This window comes from Marininema halotolerans (assembly GCF_900116235.1).
Taxonomy (GTDB): domain Bacteria; phylum Bacillota; class Bacilli; order Thermoactinomycetales; family DSM-45169; genus Marininema; species Marininema halotolerans.
The window spans coordinates 63,959-86,236 of record NZ_FPAA01000009.1 but is presented as its reverse complement, the minus strand read 5'-3'; the positions used below and the strand labels follow the sequence as shown (position 1 = coordinate 86,236).

Genomic DNA, 22,278 nt, shown 5'->3' with positions numbered 1-22,278 from the left:
AGAATTGTAGAAACCTGTAGAAAAATCACTTTCTCCAACCGGTAACTCAGGCAGTGTTGGATAAATTCGTACTATAGTATAGGCCGAAAGAACGAACTTGATTTTCGTATGAAGGAGCCAGATAGTGAATGAATATGAAGAAGAAGGGTGAGTGGATTCGCCAAGCGTATCGGGTTCTGCAAGCGTTTCCCTTTGTGCAGGGGGCATTGTATTATGTCGAAGTTTGTCCTTCTGGGCAACAAAGTGGAGGTGGAGTGACCCGATTTATCCATGCATTGGATCTCCGTTCGGTGAACCGCGGAGCAGGACCAGATGCACTCCTGAAGCGTAATCGGTTTTCTTTCTTTCCGATTCAAGGGTTGTTTGTGGAAAAGGGAATCCTGTACCAAGTGTTCGGAAAATTAGATGGTAATTTGATGGCTGATCATCTATATCGATCAGTACCGCTCTCATTAGCCGAGACCATACACATATTAAAAGTCGTTTCCGGTCACTTGGTACGGATGTATGAGCGTAGGGAATTTACAGTTATCCATCCACAAAACATGATTCTTTCTCAGGATTCGGTCCGGTTTTTATATGGTGGACCGATTGGAATGCTACCCAAGAGGGGGGGAGGAAATCAGCCGCCCACTCCGGCGGGGGAGCAACAGAGGGAAGAACCATTGGATGCGTATTCCTTCGGAGCATTGGCGTACATCATGTTGACCGGTGCGAGTCCCGTACCTGGCTCGGTTACACCGATCCAATCATACCGGCGCGATGTGCCACCAGAGTTAGAACATTTCGTCATCAAGAGCCTGACAGCGGATCCGAAGTCGCGACCGCGGGTGTCAGATATTTGGGGATGGTTAGACGCCCTTCCTCTAAATACGGACTTTGAAAAAAAAAAAAGTGACCCCATTTACTGGCTAAAACCGGACAAGGAGAGTTTGGAGACCTATCTCTTTCAGTTCCCTGATTCAAGTAGTCAAGAGGCAACCGATCCCATGGATGCGACGGGCTGGGAAGGCTGGGAAGCAGGTGAGGTCGATGCGGGTCCTTGGATCAAGCGAACCACGGTTGCCCCTACCCCTTCAGTAAGGGTGGAGGAGACAAGTGACACTTCTCTTTCCAAGGTGGAACCAGCACCTTTGCCGGAGCAATCGACTAAGAAGCCTCTCCCTCAACCGAAAGGGGAGCAGGTTTGGACATCCAAAGATGGAACTGAGAGGTTGAAGGAACAGCCTGAAAGCGATCGTTCTTCCAAACCTACTCCGCTTCACCCTGTAAAGGCATGGTTGTCACGACGGCCAGTAATTGCAATCGCGACCGTTGTCGCCTTGTTGGGGGGAGGGATTGGTGCGTACTTTCTGAATGCGGGTGGTCTCTCCGCTGACGAAGCGGAAGAGGCTGCCCGTTATTATGGGGAATCTGTCAAATCCTTTAAGGATCATCATCTCGATGAGGCGATTACCCAGGCACAAAAAGCGGTGAAAGCGGATCCTAAGGAAGAAGAGTATCTCATTTACTTGGCCAATCTTTATAACGAAAAAAAACAACATGATCGTTCAATCAATGTCTTGAAAAAAGGTGTAAAAACAGCACCAAAGGCACGCGTTTATGATTCGTTAAGTGTATATCTCCTAATGGACGGGGAGAAGGACGAAGCGCGCGACGCAGTAGAGAAGGCGCTTAAACTCGACCCGGATAACCCCCGTTTTCTCTATCACCGCGGAAAAGTATACGGGGCACGTGAAAACTATGATGCTGCGGCACAAGCGCTACAAAAAGCTGTGAAGTTAGAACCAGACAGTGCTCGCTATCATGGCATGCTTTCCTACTACTTATTACATACGGGTGATATTGAAGGGGCAAAGGAGCATGGAGAGAAGGCGACGCAATTAGAGCCGCGGGGCGCCTTTTATTGGATGAAGGTGGGTCAAGCCTATCTTGCTGATCGACAAAAGGTGTATCACGATGGTGGCGACTCTAAGAAGAACCGGGGGGAGATGGCGAAGCGGACGGAAGTTGCGATTCATGCCTTTCATCAAGTGGTAAGCTTGGATCCTAAGAGCGGCCAGGGATACTATTATCTATCGATTGCACAATACTTCTATGGTTCCTTCTCTGCTTCGGAAAAAAGTGCGCAAAACTCAGTCCGTCTCTCTCCTAAAATAGCAGGCTATCAGTATCAATATGGGGTTGTGCTTCAAAAACAAGGAAAGAAAAAAGAAGCAAAAAATGCGTATGAACAAGCTCTCAAGTTAGATGCTGGTAATGCCCGATATGAGAAAGCGCTTGGAGAATTTCAAAAACAAGAAAAGAAAAAGAAGAAGTAGGAGAAGTCGCCTCCTACTATCTTAGATTGAGGGTGACTGGCGATGCGCGTATTAATGATCCTGTTCCGAGACATCCATTTTGATGCCCGTGTACAGCAGGAAGCCGTCGCCCTGGCCCAGAAGGGCTGGGAAGTGGATATTGCCTGCGTGCAGACCACCGTCCAACCAACACCAGAATTACATGAACGCGTTCGTTTACTGCGGTTTCCCATTCATACGAAGCGAATCAAGCGCGTTGTGGAACGACAGCAAGACCATCGGGTAAAACGGGGCGTCTATCGGATCATTCGGAATCCCATTGTTAAATTGGCAAAGGATGTAGTTGCTCAGAGGCAATTCTCCTTCCGGGTTTGGAGTTTGTGCGAAGATTCCCATTATGATGTGATTCACTGTCATGATTTATATACGCTTAGTATTGGTGGTTATCTTAAACGGAAATCAGGGGCGATGTTGGTCTACGATTCCCATGAATTATTTAATGAACGGAATGGAAAGAATCGTTGGGAACGTGCAATGGGGTACCGTGCGGAATCCATGTGGATCCATCATGTTGACCGTCTTATCACAGTAAATGAATTGATGGCGAAGGAACTCATGGCACGGTATAGCGAGGTAGAGACACGTGTGGTACGAAGCATCCCAAATGCCCTTGAGGAATTGCCCGACGAAGAAGACAAACAGTATTTTCACCAACGTTTTGGCCTCGAATCGGATGCCAAGGTGGTGTTATACCAGGGTACCTTTGTGAAGAATGGGGGATTAGAAGAGTTAATCCAATCCCTGACATTCTTACCTTCACACATTAAGCTCGTATTATTGGGTGATGGTGCCCAACGTGAGGCCTTGGAAGGGCTTATCCGGGAAAATCGATTGGAGGAAAGGGTGTATTTTCACCCTTCGGTTCCTCCCAGTGAGTTGTTGTCGATGATTTCCCATGCCCATCTGGGGGTGGCTCTGCAACATAGTAATTGCCTCAACCATCAGTTATCAACGCCCAATAAGATTTTTGAATACATTCAAGCAGGATTACCCGTGGTAGCGAGTGATCAACCAGGGAAATCTATGGTGGTTGGAACGTATCGTGCAGGGTTGCTTGTTAATCCTTCGGATGTACAAGGGATCGCTCGTGCGATTAATCAAGTGATAACGACCTCGCTACCCTTCTTTATCGGTGTACTACGAGCCCGTAAAGAGATGACATGGGATAAAGAAAGGAAAGAATTACTAGACCTTTACGATGGGATTGGGCAGGAACGGGAAGCAGTTGCTGTAGAAGTGGAGGATGTGGGAGAGGAACTTCTTTCGATTCAACCGCAATTACGAGAGTTATAATGAAGGTCAATCGGATAGTGAGGAGGTGGTCGATATGTTGACCCCATTAGAGATTCATTCCAAGGAATTTAAAACCGTTTTCCGTGGATATCATCAGGATGATGTGAATGACTTTCTTGATCAAGTGATTCTTTCCTTTGAGGCCTTGTTGCGTGGAGAAGACACCCCAAAGCTCACCCTTGAAGAGATTGCGAATTGTGAATTTCGCGTGGAGATGCGCGGTTATCACCGGGATGAGGTTAATGAATATATCGACCAGATCCTGGATAGTTATCAAGAATTACTACAACAACATGCACCCCAAACAATCGCTTATGAAGAGGATCACCCCGAGCAAATACCGCTATACCCATCTGTGCAACCGCTGTCCTATCCAGTAAATCAAAGGCGTATTACACCCGAGGAAATTCACCAACACGAATTTGTTCAGGCCCCCCATGGTTATGACATCCAGGGTGTCAATGATTTTTTGGACCAGATTATCCATGATTATTCGGAGGTATTACTGGAGAATACCGAGTTGAAAAAAAGGCTCAAACAATATGAAGAGCGATTGGGTCGGACGTGGTAAGTCGTAAAATCAAGCAGACATGCAGCGGTTGCATGGTCTGCTTTTTTGATAGGAACGCACAAATAAGTCGCTACTTGGGGGATTCCCGTTTTCGGATCCAATCACGCTCCTTTTTGTGATCCAAGTCGTCACTTCAATTAACTTCTTCTCCTTTGTAGGGTGAGGATTCCTTGTGAAAGTAGGGTTTGAATAAAGAAGAGGAAGCTTGGATATCGTCGCAGGGGTTTTTTCCCTTTGCCGAGGCGCTTGAGTTGTTGTTCATACCATAAGGTGTCCAATAAACTGGATTCATCGATGGAAGAAATACCTGTACGGATTCTCTTTAAAGAAGTGGTGTGATAGCTTCCTTGATTAATCTGATTGGGTAAGTCCGGTTTGATAGAGAAGGGACGAGCAAGCCCTACCATATCGATGGCGTGACTGTCGATCGCTTGGGTCATGCCTTCTTCAGAACGGAATCCGCCGGTGACGACGAGGGGGGTTGTCACATGGTCGCGTGCCTGCTCTGCAAAGTCGATAAAGTAAGCTTCTCGCTTGCGTGTGCTTTCTTTGATATCACTTCCGAGGAACATGGCAGGGTTTTCATAGTTTCCTCCTGAAATCTCGATACAATCGATGTTCATCGTCGATAGCTTTTGAATGACGGTCATGGATTCTTCCTCAGTCAATCCTCCACGTTGAAAGTCTGCGGAGTTCAATTTAATACCGATAGGGAAGGAATCTCCGACTTGCTTGCGAATTTCTTGGTAGACTTCAACTAAAAAGCGCATCCGATTGGTAAGTGATCCACCCCATTCATCATCGCGTTGATTGTGATGGGCGGATAGGAATTGACTAATCAGATAACCGTGGGCGGCATGGATTTGAATGCCGGTAAAACCTGCCCTTTGTAAAATACGAGCGGAATTTCCAAAACGATGGATGATTTCTACAATTTCAGTTGAGGTGAGGGCGCGCGGTTTGGCAAAGAAATTTTCCACATTGCCTTGCAAGGGGATGGCACTGGGGGCAACGGGTTCTTTAACAAGGTATTTGGGAATCTGTTTACCCGGGTGATTCAGTTGAGCCCATAGATGGGTGCCATTCTTGGTACCAGCGGATGCCCATTGCTTAAGTAGTGAGAAGTCACGCTCATCCTCGACGACGACATTACGTGGTTCCCCGATGGCACGGCGGTCGATCATAATATTTCCGGTAACGACCAGACCTGCTCCCCCCTCTGCCCAGCGTCGGTATAAGGTAACGTGAAGCGGAGTGGGTCGATGATCAGGCGTGCCCAAGCCTTCACTCATCGCGGATTTAAAAAAACGATTCTTGATAGTCGCTCCTGCTGGTAGTGTCAGGGGTTGGAATAATGGATGTGTCATCGAATCATCCCTTTCGTAAAAGAAATTCAAAAAGAGGAGATTCCATGATATCACAGAATCTCCTCTGGGGAATTAGTCGACGATTTCAAAGCTACCTTCCGCTAATAGGGTATCACCACGAAGCACTTGTAAGGTGTATTTTCCAGAGTCGGTAAATCCGTCAAATCCGTCATCATCCGTCCATGATGTGACGAGTCCTGGCCATGAAGGATTAATATCGCCATGGTTCCATTCATCAATCACACGCTTCTTAGATCCATCTAATAAACGAATTTTTAATACTGTGGAGTCCAATTTTTTCTTCCCGCTATTAAAAAAAGAAAAATAAATCTCTTCATCTCGACTAAAGTGACCTCTCGCATTAACTAGATGGTGATCGGCGTCCTCATCGTAGTCCCCAAATTCTAACTTTGCTACTTTAGGCTCTTCAACTTTCTTTTTAGTAGGTTTACCGCTGGCTACATCAAGTAGACCACAACCTGTTCCAGTCACTACCAAAGTGATTACGGTCATGATTAAAAATAGTCTTTTCAGCATGGTTCACCATCTCCTAGTTGTCATACAGTTTGCTTTTTTCATTATCCGCGCGCTCTAACACTTCTGCCTGGATTTTGTCCGCATGATCCAATACCTCGGCCTGCAATTCATCGGGTTTATCTAAGGCATAGGATTTTATATCATCAATTCGGTCTGAAAGCATGGACTTTGTTGTGCTGACCGCATCATAATCAAAGCCAAGTTTCTCTTCGAGGTAATCGCCCCAATCATAATAGCGATTTCCTTCAACTTCCAGTCGATTATAGAAATTGTCACTCATCTTTTCCAGTTGATCATGTTTCTTATTACCGATTGCTTCAGCATTGTCGTAATGGGCATTCGACCATTTCTCCCATTGGTCATAAAGCCGATCCTTCTCAACGTCTAAGTATTGATTGAGAGCAACTTCATTCTCTACGGATTCATATTTGCCGCCCCCCGCTTCGGCGATTTGCGAGAGTGCTTTTTGGTCAGCATCGTCCACATCGAAACCGACGATGTTCACCACTGCTTTAATATTGGATTGGTTTAATTCTTTTGCGATTTGTTTAGGGCTCCCCCCGCAGGTTTCTTCCCCATCACTTACGACATAGACGAGGTTCTCTGCCTTTGCATTTTCAGGAGGATCTAATTGCTCTTTTGCTTTTTTCATAGCCGCTGCTAAAGGGGTCCAACCAGCGGGATGAAGGTTCTTCATCGATTTTGCGAATTTCTCTGGGTTATAATTTCCCAGGGGGTAGATCTCCTCGGTGCCTTTACAGGAGATGTCTTTGTCACTTTTGCTGTTGGATCCTTTATGACCATAAACAGTGAGACTGACATTGGCTCCGTATGGCATTTTCTCAGCGAAGTTTTGAACCGCATGTTTAGCCAACTTCATTTTCTCCCCGCCTTTAACCTTTCCGGCCATACTGCCACTTGCATCCAATAGGATCATAATATTTACTTTCTTTTGCCCAGGAAGTTGGGGAATCTGTAGACCGTTGGGACCTTTTTTCATTGTGAGAATGGAGGTATCAAATTCTTCAAGCTGTTTAATATCATGGCGATAATCATTACCGATGAGTCCAATAAGTTGATTGTAAATTTCTTTCGAAGAGGCATTCTTAGGGATTTTCTTTAGGGCAGTGCGAATGTTGTTGATATCATAATGGTTACCACCATATCGACCAGCGCCATTCTCTAATTGAAGCCCGTCTAATTCTTGAGGGATGTCAACTTCAAGATTTTCTGTAGTGGTTTTTTCACGGGTTTGTTTGGGTTCGTTCTTTTTTTCTTCGCTCGATGACTTACCCGCTACTAGATGGGTCAGGGGGGAGCATCCAGTTGCCGTACTTACCAACATAATCAACAACAATAACAGGACTCTTTTCATAAATGTCCTCCTTTCTTTATCGCATAAAAGATAAAACCTAGCGTATCTCTCTATCATACAGAGTAAATGAAAGGATTTCATGCTACTTTTGTACTATTTTCGGCGTAAATTTATCAGGGGTTTTCTGTCGCCAATGGAACATAACGCTTGAATTCATCTTTTTTTCTAAAAGTGTAGAGTGCAAGAATTACGGGGAATGATACGATAGAGTAAATCGATGTGAAAAAGGAGGAGGGTGTTCCTTTGGAAACCCATCCAAAAAAAGAGAAACGCGAAGGGGTGTGGGGGAGGCTTGGGGGATGGGCGGCCGTTGCCTTTGGCGGATTAAAGTTTCTCCCGGGTTTGTTGAAGCTAGGCAAAGCAGGGGGAACGTTAATTAGCATGTTGGTTACGGTGGGGGCCTACGCTTTAATCTTTCCCTGGTCCTTTTCGATTGGATTAGTGGCAATGCTATTTATCCATGAGATGGGTCATATATGGGCTGCGCGATATAAGAAGTTGCCTGTATCAGCGCCTGCATTTATTCCCTTTCTGGGAGCCTTAATTACATTAAAAAAACAACCCCAAGATGCTGAAACAGAGGCCTTTGTGGCATTAGGTGGGCCTTTGCTTGGCAGTCTTGGAGCCTTTGTCTGCTATCTTCTGGGTGGTTGGACTGGATGGGAAGTGTTAAGTGCGATTGCTGCACTCGGTTTTATCATTAATTTGTTTAATTTGTTACCCATTCACCCCTTAGATGGAGGACGAATTGTTACGGCGATTTCCCGTTGGTTTTGGGTACTTGGTCTAATCGGTGGCCTTGTCCTTATTATCTATACGAAAAACTTGATTTTAATTATTATTTGGTTAATGTTTGCCTTTGAATTATGGGCCACTTTCTTTTCCCGTCGCCGCCAGCGGGTGAGAAAGGTAACTGCCGGAGCCGAAATCGAGGCCGCCTCTTTTCATCAGCATGGATATCCAATCCCTGCTGATGATCATCGCCGTCGTTTATCCATGGTGCAATATTGTACCCTCGAAGATCATGAGCACTGGGGAGATGTTTACTACCCGGGGCTCGGGGTGATTCATCGGATGAATGGCTTTCTGGGGTCCTTTGAATCTGTTTGGTTGACGAAAACAAAAGTGATGAAAGATTCCGATGGGAAAGAGATTGTGCAAATGCGTCTGGAAGCCGACTACACCCCCAGTGATATGGAAGCATCGCTGCGTAAAGATGAAGCCTACTACAAGGTGTCACCTACAATTCGATTTATTTATGGAACGGCATATCTAGGATTAGCGGTGTTTTTAATCTATATGTTGTACAAATTGGGTAATTTGCCGATGTTGGACTCTACCCTAGTCAGTTAATCGCAAAATAGCGGGAATGTGGAACAACCCCTCTAGCGACCATGAAGGCGAAGGGGTTGTTCCTTTGTTTCATTTAGAGGCGTATCCCGATGAATCCTCTGGATGGTTGATTAACGAGAATTAGGAGGAACGACGCTGGGCTCGGCGTCCCTTTGGTTGTCGGGTGCGATTGCGGTACAATTGTAGGAAGACGAGGTTGGATGAGGGTTGTTCCGTTAATTTTAGTGGTTTTAAATGTGGAGGCTCAGGCTTCGCCAGTGTCGCTTCGGTGAGGCCTAGCCTCTGACCTATTCGGTAAAAGAGCGAGGGGCGGTCAAGTTTGGGTTGTTGGCAACATTCGTCGGCTTCCTCTTGTCGAGAGCGAATGTGGTGTTCGAGGGAATAGCTATCAAAGTTCATCGAGTGAACTCCTCCTTTATTTATGGGCACGGTGATGAGAAAGACGACGCAGTTGGTGGTGAGCGCCCCAGATGCTTTGCTCCTTCCTATGCCAAAACATGCTTTGTAAATTTCGTTGTTGTTTCCACACTTTCGAGACAAAAAAATACCGCAGGGACTCCTGCGGTATATTCTCACTAAAATACCAAAAATCGGGTATTGAAGTGGAGAAAAAGCCGCAGGTTGTGACAACCCGCGGCAGTAAATTGCCTAGTTAACCAGGGGGGTTCCCCTAGTGCGGAGTCGTCGGAATCGAATGAGAGATTGGGATGAATTGAGTTACCATCGAAGCACGAAGGGTGGAATGTTTCTTGTAATCAAATAAAGAGATTCCGTTTTCAACATAGTTAGCATATGCATGCATCGTGCGAATGGGAGAAATTTGGGTTGGATGTTGTAAAAGCGTGATAGGTGTAACCATTCCGACGACCTCCTTTCGTAAGATGATATACAAGTTCTTAGTGCAAGTACGATAATTTTACTTGGTTTTTCCAGTTGAGTCAACCCAATATTTGCCGGAATCTTGTTAGAATTGGACGTTGATTTTGTGTGATCTTTGTTGTTATTTGTAGTTCATAAAAATATAAATAAAAAAGGGGGCCATATCCCATGGTCGAGAACCAAGCAGGCATTATTTTTGATATGGATGGCACACTGCTTCAAACAGAGAAAGTTGCGGTCCCTGCTTTTCATCGGACTTTCCGTCGATTAGTCGACGAAGGTTTGTATGAAGGGGAATCTCCGAGCGACGAAAAGATTTGCTCTGTCTTTGGTATGACCAGTGCAGCAATATGGGAGCGGTTGTTGCCAGGCGCTTCCTCACAGGCAAAAGAACAGGCGGATCAATGGTGGCTTGAAGATGAACTGGATTGTCTTGCAGAAGGGATGGGAGAGCTTTACCCGGGGGTACGAGAGACCCTGGCGGAATTAAAGGATCGGGGCTGGGTGTTAGTGATTGCAAGTAATGGTTTAGCTCCCTATCTTCAAGGCATTCTTGCCCACTTTGATTTACATGAATATTTTCTGGGTGTTTATTCAACGGCGGAACAACAAGTAAAAGATAAAACCGCATTAATTGAAGGATTGCTTAGGGAAACAGGAATTGACAAAGGCTATATGGTTGGGGATCGTCAATCGGATGTAGAAGGCGGAAAAGGAAACGGTCTCCCTGTGATTGGTTGTCGGTATAAGGGATTCCCTTCCTTTGCCAAAGAGGGTGAACTGGATGGAGCTGATCAGGTCATCCATGAGTTTAGTCAGTTAAAAGAGCTGATTTCCTCTCCTTAATCGTATAGGAGTGGCTGATGTCAAAACGCGAATTTATGCATTTCTTCAGCCAAAGGGAATGAATCAGGTACCTATCTTGTAAAGGAGGACGATAGAAAAGTGCATAGTATATGGATCATTTCTCATTGGGAGATGGCATTACGTTTATTAATTGCCACGGTATTAGGTGGGCTGATTGGCTGGGAGAGGGAGCATAACAATCATCCGGCGGGTTTACGAACGCATATTTTGGTGTCGGTGGGTTCTTGCCTCATTATGTTGTTATCCGTTTATGGCTTCTCTGAGTTTGCGAAGGAAGATAATGTACGGTTGGATCCTAGCCGGATCGCTGCGCAAGTGGTTAGTGGGATCGGTTTTCTCGGTGCAGGGACGATCTTGCGGCAAGGATTTACTGTCAGTGGTCTGACGACAGCGGCATCCTTATGGGTGGTTGCTGCAATCGGGCTTGCTTCTGGAGCGGGATTTTACTTTCCTGCCATCGTGACAACGGTGGTAGCCTTGGTAAGTTTGGAGCTCCTTAACCGGGCGGAAAATTATCTTTTTCGCCGAAAGAGACTGATTACCATGCGAATTGACACCGATAATGCAACCGGGCGTATGGGGGAGCTTGCAACGGTGATCGGCAATTTAGGGATTCAAATCCGAAAAGTGACATTGGATCACGGGGAAATTAACGAAAATCGGCTCCAAATTCTGTTTACCATGAAATTACCGGGGGATTTAGAAGTGGCAACCATTATGGAAGCAGTCGAATCGGTGCAGGGTATTCGGGAAGTCCATGTCGAGTAGATGGATGGTGTTGTAGCAATGTGCATAGCGATGTGCACCTTCCCATACATATGGATCAGTGATGGGGAATCCCCTTTTCGATTGTAAATGGGCGATTAATGATCGTCTGATGCGGGTATGTAATGAACAGAAATAAAACTCCGCGTCGATGACTACCTTTGTGCTGTGGGATGAGGAACGGGGAGTGGAATCCCCGTTCTTTCGTATGAAACCACGGGAAGTACGGAAGAATGTTACTGGAATCGATGTGAAAGCTACTTGGCAACGGTTTACCCATCCAGTATAATAAGGTCACAAGGTCAAAGTTAGTCAAAGTCAGCGGGGGGTCCTAGGATGTCAAGTATCTCAGACATCATTGAACAATATCTGATCCAAATGATCCGTGAAGCTCCTTCCGGGATCTTACAGGTGAAACGTAGTGAATTGGCGGATTTATTTCAATGTGTGCCATCTCAAATCAACTATGTGATCAGTACTCGATTTACGGTGGAAAAAGGGTATGTGGTTGAAAGTAAGCGTGGAGGGGGCGGATATATTCGCCTTTGTAAAGTACAAACGCCATCCACTGGAGATTATTACGAACTTTTGCAGGAATTGATCGGGTTGGAGATTAGTCAATCTGCTGCGGAAGATCTTCTTTACCGCCTGATTGAGGAGGGTTGGATGACTCTCCGCGAAGCGGGTCTGGTTCGTAAAATGGTTTCCCGCGATGTATTGGATTTACCGTTACGTCTGCGTGACCAAGTGAGAGCTCGGATGATGCGGTCAGTGGTGACGACCCTATTTGCTAATAAAGGAGAGTGAGCCGGGATGCAGTGCCAGGAATGCGGCAAACAATCGGCGACCCTTCATTACACTAAAATTATTAATGGTGAAAAAACGGAGTTTCATCTTTGCGAAGCATGTGCCCGGGAGAAGGGTGAACAAATGCCAGGCATCGATGGGAGCTTCTCCATCCATAACCTGCTTTCGGGGCTGCTTAACCTAGAACCTTCCTTTTCTGAAGGGCAGCAACAGGTTCGCGATACGACACCGTCAAAGGGAGCCCGTTGTTCTACCTGTGGACTCACCTATACACAGTTTTCAAAAATTGGTCGGTTTGGGTGTAGTGATTGTTACCAGGCTTTCGGCGATCGCCTGGATCCCTTGTTTCGTCGAGTGCATGGTCACACGACCCATCGCGGAAAAGTGCCTCATCGTACAGGGGGGCGTTTAAAGATTCGCCGTGAAGTTGAAGAATTAAAAAGGGATATGTCCCGTCGTATTGAAAATGAAGAATTTGAAGAAGCCGCTCAACTTCGAGATCGTATCCGCTCGTTACAAGAGAAATTGGCGAATCAGGGAGGGTAGTGGTCCATGTCACTAAAGCGTTTTACTGAACATGCGTTGAGTGAATGGATGAGAGGAAAGGGTCCACAGTCTGACATTGTGATATCCAGTCGGGTTCGCGTTGCTCGTAACCTGTCAGGTCTCCCATTTCCAATGTTGGCGACCTCCGCGCAATCCTCTCAGGTTGTTCGTCGAGTGGAGGAAGCCCTTCAATCGGCAAAAGAGTTTCCGATCCTTGCAAAAGCGGAGCTCATTCGTATGGATGACCTCTCTGAACTCGAGAAGCGTGTGTTAGTGGAAAAACATTTAATTAGTCCCCATTTAGCCGAAGAATCACGCCATGGTGCTGTGGTTTTATCAAAGGATGAAGCGATTAGCATCATGATCAATGAAGAGGATCATATTCGTATCCAAGTCCTTTATCCAGGGTTTCAGCCCCAGGAAGCCTGGCGCATCGCTAATCAGCTCGATGATTGGTTTGAAAAGCAACTAACCTATGCTTTTAGTGAACAAACGGGATACTTAACTAGTTGTCCTACCAACGTAGGGACGGGTATTCGAGCCTCGGTGATGGTTCATCTCCCAGCATTGGCAATGACTAATCAACTACCCCGTTTGTTTCCTGCCATTACCCAAGTGGGATTGGCCGTGCGAGGCATCTATGGGGAGGGTAGTGAAGCGTTAGGAAATTTATATCAAGTATCCAATCAGGTGACTCTTGGGCAACAAGAAGAAGAGATCATTGATAAATTGGCGGGGGTTGCCAAGCAGATGATTCAGCATGAACAAAATGCCCGCCAGCGCTTAGTTGAAGGGTCATCGATTCAACTGGAGGATCGTGTATACCGTTCCTATGGCGTGCTTTCCCAAGCGCGGGTGATCAGTTCAAAGGAAGCGATGGAACGATTGTCTGACTTACGATTAGGGATTGATATGGGAATCCTTCATGATATTGATGCCAATGTGATGAATGAGTTAATTGTGATGACCCAGCCTGGTTTTTTACAACAATACGCCCGGGCTCGATTGGATTCTCAAGAACGGGATGTCCGACGAGCGGTCATGATTCGAGAACGCCTTCATCATGAAGAATCAGAGGATGAACAGCTGAAGGGCAGACCAGATACCAAGTGAGGTGGGATGACCATGATGTTTGGACGATTTACGGAGAGAGCACAGAAGGTGTTAGCGCTGGCACAGGAAGAAGCGGTCCGTCTCGGCCATAGCAATATCGGTACAGAACATATCCTGCTCGGACTGGTGAGGGAAGGAGAAGGCATTGCCGCGAAAGCTTTGATGGGTTTAGGTCTGGGTTTGGAAAAAATCCAGAAGGAAGTGGAAACCCTCATTGGTCGCGGTCAAGGCCAACCCACCAACATCGCCTATACTCCCCGAGCAAAGAAAGTGATTGAGCTATCCATCGATGAGGCTCGCAAGCTCGGCCATACTTATGTCGGAACGGAACATATCCTGCTTGGCTTGATCCGTGAAGGAGAGGGTGTTGCAGCAAGGGTATTAAATAATTTAGGGGTTTCCCTCAACAAAGCTCGGCAGCAGGTTTTGCAACTTCTCGGAAGTTCGGAAGCGGTCTCTTCCCATCAAGGCTCTGGGAACAATGCAAACACCCCTACGCTCGATAGTTTGGCAAGGGATTTGACTGCGTCAGCGAAGGAAGATAATTTGGATCCCGTCATTGGCCGTAGTAAAGAAATTGAACGTGTGATCCAAGTGCTTTCGCGCCGCACGAAAAATAATCCGGTTCTCATTGGGGAGCCTGGCGTGGGGAAAACCGCGATCGCGGAAGGATTGGCTCAGAAAATTGTCGACGGGGAGACTCCAGAAACGTTGCGCGGCAAACGTGTGATGACGCTGGATATGGGAACCGTTGTTGCAGGTACTAAATACCGTGGTGAATTTGAGGATCGGCTCAAAAAGATCATGGATGAAATTCGTCAAGCGGGGAATGTGGTCTTGTTCATTGATGAGCTTCATACCCTGATTGGTGCAGGGGGGGCCGAGGGAGCAATCGATGCATCCAATATTTTGAAGCCTGCCTTGGCCCGTGGCGACCTTCAATGCATCGGGGCGACGACCCTGGATGAATACCGAAAATACATTGAAAAAGATGCAGCATTGGAACGTCGTTTCCAACCGATTACGGTAGAAGAGCCAACAAAGGAAGAAGCTTTTCAAATTCTTCAAGGCTTACGGGATCGTTATGAGGCCCATCATCGCGTGAAAATTACCGATGAAGCGATCGATGCAGCGGTAAAACTCTCCGATCGTTATATTACGGATCGCTTCCTTCCGGATAAAGCGATTGACTTGATTGACGAAGCAGCCTCTAAGGTTCGCCTATCTTCCTATACGATTCCGCCAGATTTAAAGGAAATGGAACAAAAGTTGGATGGGGTTCGTAAAGAAAAGGATGCAGCAGTTCAGAGCCAAGAGTTTGAGAAGGCTGCTGGCTTACGGGATACGGAGCAGAAACTTCGGGAAGAGTTAGAAAACACCCGAACACGCTGGAAAGCGGATCAAGGGAAGACCGACTCGGAAGTGAATGCAGAGGATATTGCTGAGATCGTGGGTAGTTGGACAGGAATTCCCGTCCGGAAGTTAGCTGAGGATGAGTCCGCACGTCTCTTGAATATGGAAGACATTCTGCATCAACGGGTGATCGGGCAAGATGAAGCCGTTCGTTCGGTTTCTCGGGCCATTCGTCGCGCACGAGCAGGCTTGAAGGATCCAAAACGTCCGATCGGATCGTTTATCTTCCTGGGTCCTACCGGTGTGGGGAAAACAGAATTGGCCCGTGCTTTGGCGGAAGCGATGTTCGGAGATGAGGATGCAACCATTCGCATTGATATGTCTGAGTATATGGAGAAACATTCGACAGCGCGGCTTGTCGGAGCACCTCCAGGATATGTGGGCTATGATGAGGGTGGACAGCTAACGGAGAAGGTTCGCAGAAAGCCCTACTCCGTCGTTCTTTTTGACGAAGTTGAAAAGGCACACCCTGAAGTGTTTAACGTCATGCTTCAAGTCTTAGAGGATGGGCGACTTACGGATGGAAAGGGACGCACCGTGGATTTTCGTAATACGGTGATTATCATGACCTCCAACGTAGGTGCAAACCTGATCAAGCAGAATAAACGACTGGGCTTTGCTGTCGGTGACACTTCTGCTGACGAGTATGAAGCAATGAAGGACAATGTGATGGAAGAGCTGAAGAAAAGCTTCCGGCCCGAATTTCTCAATCGTATCGATGATGTGATTGTCTTCCATTCCTTGAAAGAGGAGCATTTGCAAGAAATTGTGACGTTAATGTCAGAGCAATTGCGTAAGCGACTCAAAGAACAGGAGATTGATTTTGTTCTGAGCGAAGAAGCGGCGAAACACTTGGCGAAAAGTGGTTACGATCCGACCTATGGTGCGAGACCCTTACGCCGTGCCATTCAAAAACATATTGAAGACCGCCTCTCGGAAGAGTTGTTGAAAGGGAATATCAAACACGGTGATACCGTCGAAATCAAAGAGGAAGATGGAAAATTAACCTTTAACCGGGTTGAACTTTCGCCTTCAGCGAAGTAAGGCCTTTGAAAAGCGCACCTCCCACGGGAGGTGCGCTTTTTGTGAAGGATTTTGATATAATGGATGTTGAATCCATAAGTATGAATAGGGGACCCACCGTGGCGAAACAAAAAACAAAATTTGCTTGTCAACAGTGCGGATATGAAACTCCAAAGTGGATGGGACGTTGCCCAGGTTGTGGAGAATGGAACACCCTCGTTGAAGAGAGGGAAGTTTCCTCATCAGGCCCCGTGCGCTCTCGTGGAGGTACTTTGATTCCGAGGCAATCAGCAACACCAATCACACGCGTGGCTCAAGTCGATGAACCACGTTCCGATACGGGTATTCGTGAGTTGAATCGCGTGCTTGGTGGTGGATTGGTACCCGGATCTTTGATCCTAGTAGGTGGGGATCCTGGAATTGGAAAGTCGACCCTGATTTTGCAAGCCTCCTATCGACTGGCGAGTCGAGGGGTATCGGTACTTTATGTATCAGGGGAAGAATCAACAGAACAAACCCGTCTGCGGGCGGATCGCTTACAAGCGTTAGATGAACGGCTGTTAGTCGCATCCGAAACTGATTTAACGGAAATCGAAGCACTGGTGGAACGTGAGAAGCCCCGATTGCTCGTGATTGATTCGATTCAAACGATTTATCATCCAGAGGTTACTTCAGCACCAGGAAGCGTGGCGCAGGTGCGGGAGTGTACGGGTCGGTTGATGCGCATTGCAAAGGGATTAGGAATTGCAATTATCATCGTGGGTCATGTTACAAAAGAAGGGGCGATTGCTGGACCGCGGATGTTAGAACATATGGTGGATTGTGTTCTATATTTTGAAGGCGAACGCCATCATACATATCGTGTGTTGCGTGCAGTAAAAAATCGGTTTGGCTCCACCAATGAAATTGGTTTGTTTGAGATGAGAGATAGTGGATTGACCGAGGTGGATAACCCATCAGAAATGTTTCTCTCCGATCGCATATCAGGAGTCGCTGGTTCAGCAGTTACGGCAAGTATGGAAGGAACACGACCCGTATTGATTGAATTACAGGCGCTTGTCTCTGCGACAAGCTTCCCTTCTCCAAAGCGGATGGCGTCGGGGGTGGACCATCACCGAGTGACGATGGTGATGGCTGTGCTTGAAAAGCGCCTGGGAATGTTCCTGCAAAATCAAGATGCTTATGTAAATGTCGTGGGGGGCGTACGGCTGGACGAACCTGCGGTAGATTTAGCAGTGGCAGTGAGCCTGGCTTCTAGTTTTCGTAATGTAGCAACACGACCCAAAGATGTTGTGATAGGCGAAGTGGGTTTAACAGGGGAAGTGCGGGGGGTAACTCGATTAGAACAACGAGTTGTTGAGGCGGCAAACATGGGATTTACTCGTGTGATTCTTCCTGCTAAAAATCGGCGGGGATGGACACCCCCTAAAAATGTAGACATCTTGTGGGTGGATACGGTAGAAGAAGCATTAGATGCGGCGCTTTAAGGAGGGTAACCAATGAAAGAAGAAGCGAAAAATAATCAATTTGAATCGAGTACACTTCGCATGGTTGCTCCAGGGACATCTTTTCGAGTGGGACTAGACAACGTATTAGGAGCAAAGACGGGGGCGTTGATTGTCGTTGGTTATGATGAATCCGTGCGGGAGCTAGTGGATGGCGGATTTCATATTGACTGCCCCTTCTCGCCGGCTTATCTGTACGAGCTTGCCAAAATGGATGGGGCGATTATCCTCTCCAGCGATGGGCGCCGTATTTTGTACGCCAATGCGCAACTTGTTCCCAGCTCCTCCATCCCCTCGACAGAGACCGGGATTCGTCATCGAACGGCACAACGGACGGCCCGGCAAACGGGAAAATTGGTCGTATCGATCTCCCAGCGTCGCAATGTCATTACGCTATATCAAGGCAATCAACGCTATTCATTAAAAGATATCGGTGTGATCCTCACAAAGGCCAATCAAGCGATTCAAACCCTTGAAAAGTACAAATCTGTATTGGATCAATCAATGACCAATCTATCGGCATTGGAGTTTGAAGAACTGGTTACTTTGCATGAAGTGGCAATGGTAATGCAACGGATTGAAATGGTTCTACGCGTGAAAAGTGAGATTGAACGGTATATTAATGAACTGGGGACCGAAGGTCGATTAATCAGTATGCAACTAGAAGAGCTTGTGGTCAATATCGAGCAAGAAGCCCATTTGGTGATCAAAGATTACTGTAAAGATATTGAGTGTCAATCCGCTTCTGCTGTATTGGAGCGACTGAATAAATTATCTGCAGATGAGCTGTTAGAGTATCCAAACATCGTTCGCCATATGGGGTATTCTATAAGTACCAATATTCAAGATGAAGCGGTTTCCCCTAGAGGGTATCGCATTTTAAATAAAATTCCTCGTGTACCGAGTCCAATTATTCGCAAGTTAATTGGCAACTTCACCTCCCTTCCCCGTGTCATGATGGCGACGATTGAGGAATTGGATGAGGTGGAAGGGATTGGAGAGGTAAGGGCTCGTGCAATCAAAGAGGGACTCAAGCGAATTCAAGAGCAAGTCTTTATTGACAGACATATCTAAATTTCCTATGATGGAGTCATCTATGATTTGTAAATGATGGATTCTTGTGAGGCATGGGAAATTACTCACTTTTCAACAAAAGAAACGGACGTGTTTGTACACAAGTGATATTTTAGCGGCTATCCCTAATATCACTATGAAGGGAAGTAGGTCCCGCCGGGTCGGAGGTGGGAACCACCTGCCCATTTTAGGAGGTTCCTGTCATGTTAGCACGAGCATTGCCCAGTATCTTTACGGTGGGGAATCTGTTCCTCGGAGTGGTCGCAATGATTCTCGCTGTAGAGGGTGAATGGAAATACGGCGCGATCATGGTGATTATCGGTATGTTTTTGGATGGTTTGGATGGTCGTGTGGCACGAATGTTAAACACGCAAAGCGAATTCGGCAAAGAATTAGACTCCCTTTCGGATATGATCTCTTTTGGCGTAGCGCCTGCACTTATTATGTATACTTCTATTCTTCATGAACTGGGAATTCTAGGCTGGATTATTGCGGCTGTCTTTCCGATTTGTGGAGCCCTTCGTTTAGCGCGATTTAATGTTCACCCGGGAATTCCAGGGTATTTTATTGGATTGCCCATTACAGCGGCTGGTGGCGTGTTGGCTACCATGGCTTTATATAGTGGCAAGACCGCTGGGCCTACTGTTTTGGTGCTGGGGATGTTACTACTCTCTTATCTCATGGTGAGCCAAATTAAGTACCCGAACTTTAAAAAAATTGGTATTCCTCGCAGTGCCTACTGGATCGCTCCGCTTTTTATTATTGCATTAGGATGGCTAGCGGCACGATTTCCTGAAGAATTTCCAAAACTTGTGTTTATCCCCTTGGCGCTTTATGCGGCTTATGGTTTAAAGCGAAGTGTATCTCGGCGGCGTCGAGCCAATCAAGATGAGCCCGTCGAAGATTGAGCCATGCAAAAAACACCCCTAATGGGGTGTTTTTTGCATTGAAAAAAAGGGAAGAGCAAGGAGAGAGTTGTGGTTATTCCCTTCTTTGAAGAGTAGGGGTACCCTTCTTTGGATTTAGATAAGTCGTGATCAGCGCAGATTAAATACACCGAGCGTGGAAAGTTTATTCGATTCCTTTTCCACAACCTCATCTAAGGAAATGTCTAGATGGTTACAGAGGGCGGTTAGATAAAAAAGGTTTTTACCCATTTCTTCGATGACCACTTCAAGGCAATGGTCGCAAAGACTTCCTGACAGATGAGTACTCACCTGATCCTTCATCTCTGCTAATGGGGTGTCTCCGGTAAAGGGCTGACAGTTGGCGCTGATTTCCATACAACCACATTCAGTGACGGATTTAGTGACCGCCCGATTAATTCGGCCGTTAGTTTCTTGAAATTTAGAAGAGACATCGAGAAAGCTACGGTGGCGGAGCAGCAATTCTGATACTTGTTGCTGGAAGGATTGCAGAATAGAAGCCTGGATTTCATTCACCGCATTCACCTCACCATGTAATTTCCGCCCCGTGTTGGGGGTTGAGTGAAATTTCTAAAGCGACTGAAGATTCTCTACACGATCATTATAGCGGGAATTTGTAGAATGTGTCAATTTGACCAAAGGCAAATTAGATCGGGTATGCATGATTTTTTGAAAAAAGTATTGACGATATCTCATATACTGTGCTAAGATATTTTGTTTATTATTGACATATCTCTCAGGATGTGATATCTTGGAAAATGGATATTGCCCTTGGAGGTGGGTTTTTTGTTCAACGTCGGAGACAAAGTGGTCTACCCCATGCACGGTGCAGGCATTATCGAGTCGATCGAGGAAAAAGAAATCCTCGGCGAGTCCCAAAGGTATTACATTATGAGATTACCACTAGGGGATATGAAAGTAATGATCCCAATGAACAACGTAAACAGCATTGGTTTGAGAGAAGTGGTGGATGAAGCCACCATCACCGAGGTCATCCAGCGTTTGGGTGAGGGTGACCCTGATGTATCGAACAATTGGAACCGTCGTTATCGTGCCAATCTAGACAAGATGAAGAGTGGAGATATTCACGACATGGCAGATGTCGTGCGTTGTCTCATGCTTCGTGAACGGGAGAAGGGCCTTTCCACCGGGGAGCGTAAAATGCTAGAAAATGCTCGCCAGATCCTGATTAGTGAGATGGTACTTGCCAAGGAAATCGATGAAAACCAAGCTTTTGGTTTGTTGGATCAAGTGATCCAGGAAAATGAAAGGGCATCCGGTTGCTAAAAAATGGTTGAATCGGGGAACTTTCCTCAAATACGATGCAATATATAGGGTTTTCATCGCGGAGGTTTGTCTATAATGCTAATGAGGAGGTGAAGCCCCGTGTTAAAAAGATTTGTGCAGGTGGCCTTTGCATTACTGGGTGCAACGGTTGGTTATTATGTAGGACCTATGCTATTTCGAATTCTCCAGAGCTCTCCCTTAAACTTTGGTGAGGTGCCTGGCCCCCAATACATTGGAGCCGTTTTGGGGGCGGCCCTCCTATATGTAGCAACCATGTGGTTATCGGATTATGTTGTACGATGGATTCAATGGAGTGAGGAGAGACTGGTGAAGGTCCCCGCAGCGGATACGCTGTTCGGAGCATTGGGATTGATCTTCGGTCTTATTGTAGCCTATCTGGTAGAGCTTCCCCTTTCCGAACTGCCTTTTCCGGGTGTGCCTTCGATTTTATCCATTATGATTTCTGCTTTGCTCGGTTATCTCGGTTACCGTGTGGGTTATAAAAAGCGAGATGAATTGATTAGCGTCTTTACGATGGGAAGGCAAACCAAGGATAAAGCGAAGAAGGAAAGAGAAAGTTATGAGGTGGAGCATAAGATTCTTGATACGAGTGTGATTATTGACGGTCGTATCGCGGATATCTGTCGGACGGGCTTTTTAGAGGGGACACTGGTCATCCCGAGCTTTGTTCTTGAGGAATTACAACACATAGCAGACTCTTCGGATGTTCTGAAGCGTAACCGTGGTCGTCGTGGACTGGATATCCTTAATAAGATACAAAAAGAACTCAATATGCGTGTCTTGATCTACGAAGGTGATTTTGAAGAGGTATCTGAAGTAGATAGCAAGCTGGTTAAGCTGGCGAAGGTGCTATCGGGTAAGGTTGTTACCAATGATTTTAATTTGAATAAAGTGTGTGAATTACAAGGAGTCAAGGTGCTTAATATCAACGACTTGGCGAACGCGGTGAAACCCGTTGTCCTACCTGGTGAGGAAATCAATGTCCAGGTAATTAAAGACGGGAAAGAACACGGACAAGGTGTTGCATACTTGGATGATGGAACGATGATCGTCATTGAAGGTGGTCGTGAGTACATTGGTGGACGGATTGACGTATTAGTCACCAGTGTGTTACAAACATCTGCAGGGAGAATGATTTTTGCGAAGCCAAAATTGCTGGAACAGGCGCTTTAACAAGCAATTCTTGATCGATTCCT

General features: G+C 46.4%; 21 protein-coding genes. 15 read left to right on the top strand and 6 right to left on the bottom strand.

Going from position 1 to position 22,278, the window contains the following annotated elements; translation table 11 throughout:
* Positions 1–128 precede the first annotated feature (128 nt).
* From CHX35_RS12380 to CHX35_RS12370, 3 genes are read left to right on the top strand one after another with little or no spacing between them, the layout of a single operon-like run.
* Complete coding sequence (locus CHX35_RS12380) at positions 129–2,321, top strand: tetratricopeptide repeat protein (protein WP_091837878.1); 2,193 nt, start codon at positions 129–131, stop codon at positions 2,319–2,321.
* A 42-nt stretch (positions 2,322–2,363) separates the two neighbouring features.
* The gene (locus tag CHX35_RS12375; protein ID WP_091837877.1) at positions 2,364–3,653 is read left to right on the top strand and encodes a glycosyltransferase; all 1,290 of its coding nucleotides are present in this window, start codon (positions 2,364–2,366) and stop codon (positions 3,651–3,653) included.
* A 34-nt stretch (positions 3,654–3,687) separates the two neighbouring features.
* Complete coding sequence (locus CHX35_RS12370; RefSeq protein WP_091837875.1) at positions 3,688–4,224, top strand: cell division regulator GpsB; 537 nt, start codon at positions 3,688–3,690, stop codon at positions 4,222–4,224.
* 137 nt (positions 4,225–4,361) lie between these two features.
* Here CHX35_RS12370 and CHX35_RS12365 read toward each other — a convergent pair whose 3' ends face one another.
* The 3 genes from CHX35_RS12365 to CHX35_RS12355 all read right to left on the bottom strand — a co-directional run bounded on the left by CHX35_RS12365 (position 4,362) and on the right by CHX35_RS12355 (position 7,503).
* Positions 4,362–5,591, bottom strand: a complete 1,230-nt coding sequence (locus tag CHX35_RS12365; RefSeq protein ID WP_091838019.1) for an NADH:flavin oxidoreductase/NADH oxidase family protein — start codon at positions 5,589–5,591, stop codon at positions 4,362–4,364.
* 72 nt (positions 5,592–5,663) lie between these two features.
* A complete protein-coding gene (locus CHX35_RS12360; RefSeq protein ID WP_091837874.1) occupies positions 5,664–6,128 on the bottom strand; it encodes a hypothetical protein in 465 nt (154 codons plus the stop codon).
* Between the two features lie 13 nt (positions 6,129–6,141).
* Positions 6,142–7,503 (bottom strand): vWA domain-containing protein, encoded by a 1,362-nt coding sequence (locus tag CHX35_RS12355; protein ID WP_176392063.1) that lies wholly within the window; start codon positions 7,501–7,503, stop codon positions 6,142–6,144.
* A gap of 243 nt (positions 7,504–7,746) precedes the next feature.
* Here CHX35_RS12355 and CHX35_RS12350 point away from each other — a divergent pair, with 243 nt between their 5' ends.
* A complete protein-coding gene (locus tag CHX35_RS12350; RefSeq protein ID WP_091837871.1) occupies positions 7,747–8,856 on the top strand; it encodes a site-2 protease family protein in 1,110 nt (369 codons plus the stop codon).
* A 120-nt stretch (positions 8,857–8,976) separates the two neighbouring features.
* Here CHX35_RS12350 and CHX35_RS12345 read toward each other — a convergent pair whose 3' ends face one another.
* Both CHX35_RS12345 and CHX35_RS12340 read right to left on the bottom strand, forming a co-directional pair.
* Positions 8,977–9,255 (bottom strand): hypothetical protein, encoded by a 279-nt coding sequence (locus CHX35_RS12345; RefSeq protein WP_091837869.1) that lies wholly within the window; start codon positions 9,253–9,255, stop codon positions 8,977–8,979.
* A gap of 271 nt (positions 9,256–9,526) precedes the next feature.
* A complete protein-coding gene (locus tag CHX35_RS12340) occupies positions 9,527–9,715 on the bottom strand; it encodes a hypothetical protein (protein ID WP_091837867.1) in 189 nt (62 codons plus the stop codon).
* 188 nt (positions 9,716–9,903) lie between these two features.
* Here CHX35_RS12340 and CHX35_RS12335 point away from each other — a divergent pair, with 188 nt between their 5' ends.
* The 9 genes from CHX35_RS12335 (at position 9,904) to pssA (ending at position 19,756) form a co-directional block, all read left to right on the top strand.
* Entirely contained in the window at positions 9,904–10,581 is a 678-nt protein-coding gene (locus tag CHX35_RS12335) for an HAD family hydrolase (protein WP_091837866.1), read from the top strand.
* Between the two features lie 99 nt (positions 10,582–10,680).
* Positions 10,681–11,370, top strand: a complete 690-nt coding sequence (locus CHX35_RS12330; protein WP_245838790.1) for an MgtC/SapB family protein — start codon at positions 10,681–10,683, stop codon at positions 11,368–11,370.
* Between the two features lie 333 nt (positions 11,371–11,703).
* Positions 11,704–12,174, top strand: coding sequence for a CtsR family transcriptional regulator (locus CHX35_RS12325; RefSeq protein ID WP_091837864.1), 471 nt, complete (start codon positions 11,704–11,706; stop codon positions 12,172–12,174).
* Positions 12,175–12,180: 6 nt separating this feature from the next.
* Positions 12,181–12,720: a protein-arginine kinase activator protein McsA gene (mcsA, locus tag CHX35_RS12320; RefSeq protein ID WP_091837862.1), complete on the top strand. Its 540-nt coding sequence runs from the start codon at positions 12,181–12,183 to the stop codon at positions 12,718–12,720.
* Positions 12,721–12,726: 6 nt separating this feature from the next.
* Positions 12,727–13,833: a protein-arginine kinase McsB gene (gene mcsB / locus CHX35_RS12315; protein ID WP_091837860.1), complete on the top strand. Its 1,107-nt coding sequence runs from the start codon at positions 12,727–12,729 to the stop codon at positions 13,831–13,833.
* Positions 13,834–13,845: 12 nt separating this feature from the next.
* Complete coding sequence (locus CHX35_RS12310; RefSeq protein ID WP_091837859.1) at positions 13,846–16,290, top strand: ATP-dependent Clp protease ATP-binding subunit; 2,445 nt, start codon at positions 13,846–13,848, stop codon at positions 16,288–16,290.
* A gap of 98 nt (positions 16,291–16,388) precedes the next feature.
* Positions 16,389–17,756 (top strand): DNA repair protein RadA, encoded by a 1,368-nt coding sequence (gene radA, locus CHX35_RS12305; protein WP_091838015.1) that lies wholly within the window; start codon positions 16,389–16,391, stop codon positions 17,754–17,756.
* Positions 17,757–17,768: 12 nt separating this feature from the next.
* Entirely contained in the window at positions 17,769–18,848 is a 1,080-nt protein-coding gene (disA, locus tag CHX35_RS12300) for a DNA integrity scanning diadenylate cyclase DisA (RefSeq protein WP_091837857.1), read from the top strand.
* A 203-nt stretch (positions 18,849–19,051) separates the two neighbouring features.
* The gene (pssA, locus tag CHX35_RS12295) at positions 19,052–19,756 is read left to right on the top strand and encodes a CDP-diacylglycerol--serine O-phosphatidyltransferase (RefSeq protein ID WP_091837856.1); all 705 of its coding nucleotides are present in this window, start codon (positions 19,052–19,054) and stop codon (positions 19,754–19,756) included.
* A gap of 129 nt (positions 19,757–19,885) precedes the next feature.
* On the opposite strand, the gene CHX35_RS12290 is transcribed toward pssA, so the two are convergent.
* The gene (locus CHX35_RS12290; protein ID WP_091838013.1) at positions 19,886–20,281 is read right to left on the bottom strand and encodes a nucleoside triphosphate pyrophosphohydrolase family protein; all 396 of its coding nucleotides are present in this window, start codon (positions 20,279–20,281) and stop codon (positions 19,886–19,888) included.
* Between the two features lie 270 nt (positions 20,282–20,551).
* Between CHX35_RS12290 and CHX35_RS12285 the strand changes: the two genes are divergently transcribed.
* Together CHX35_RS12285 and CHX35_RS12280 are read left to right on the top strand one after the other, a co-directional pair.
* Positions 20,552–21,061 carry a CarD family transcriptional regulator gene (locus CHX35_RS12285; RefSeq protein ID WP_245838808.1) on the top strand — a complete coding sequence of 170 codons (510 nt, stop codon included), beginning with the start codon at positions 20,552–20,554 and terminating at the stop codon, positions 21,059–21,061.
* Positions 21,062–21,160: 99 nt separating this feature from the next.
* Positions 21,161–22,255 carry a PIN/TRAM domain-containing protein gene (locus CHX35_RS12280; protein ID WP_091837853.1) on the top strand — a complete coding sequence of 365 codons (1,095 nt, stop codon included), beginning with the start codon at positions 21,161–21,163 and terminating at the stop codon, positions 22,253–22,255.
* Positions 22,256–22,278: the final 23 nt, after the last annotated feature.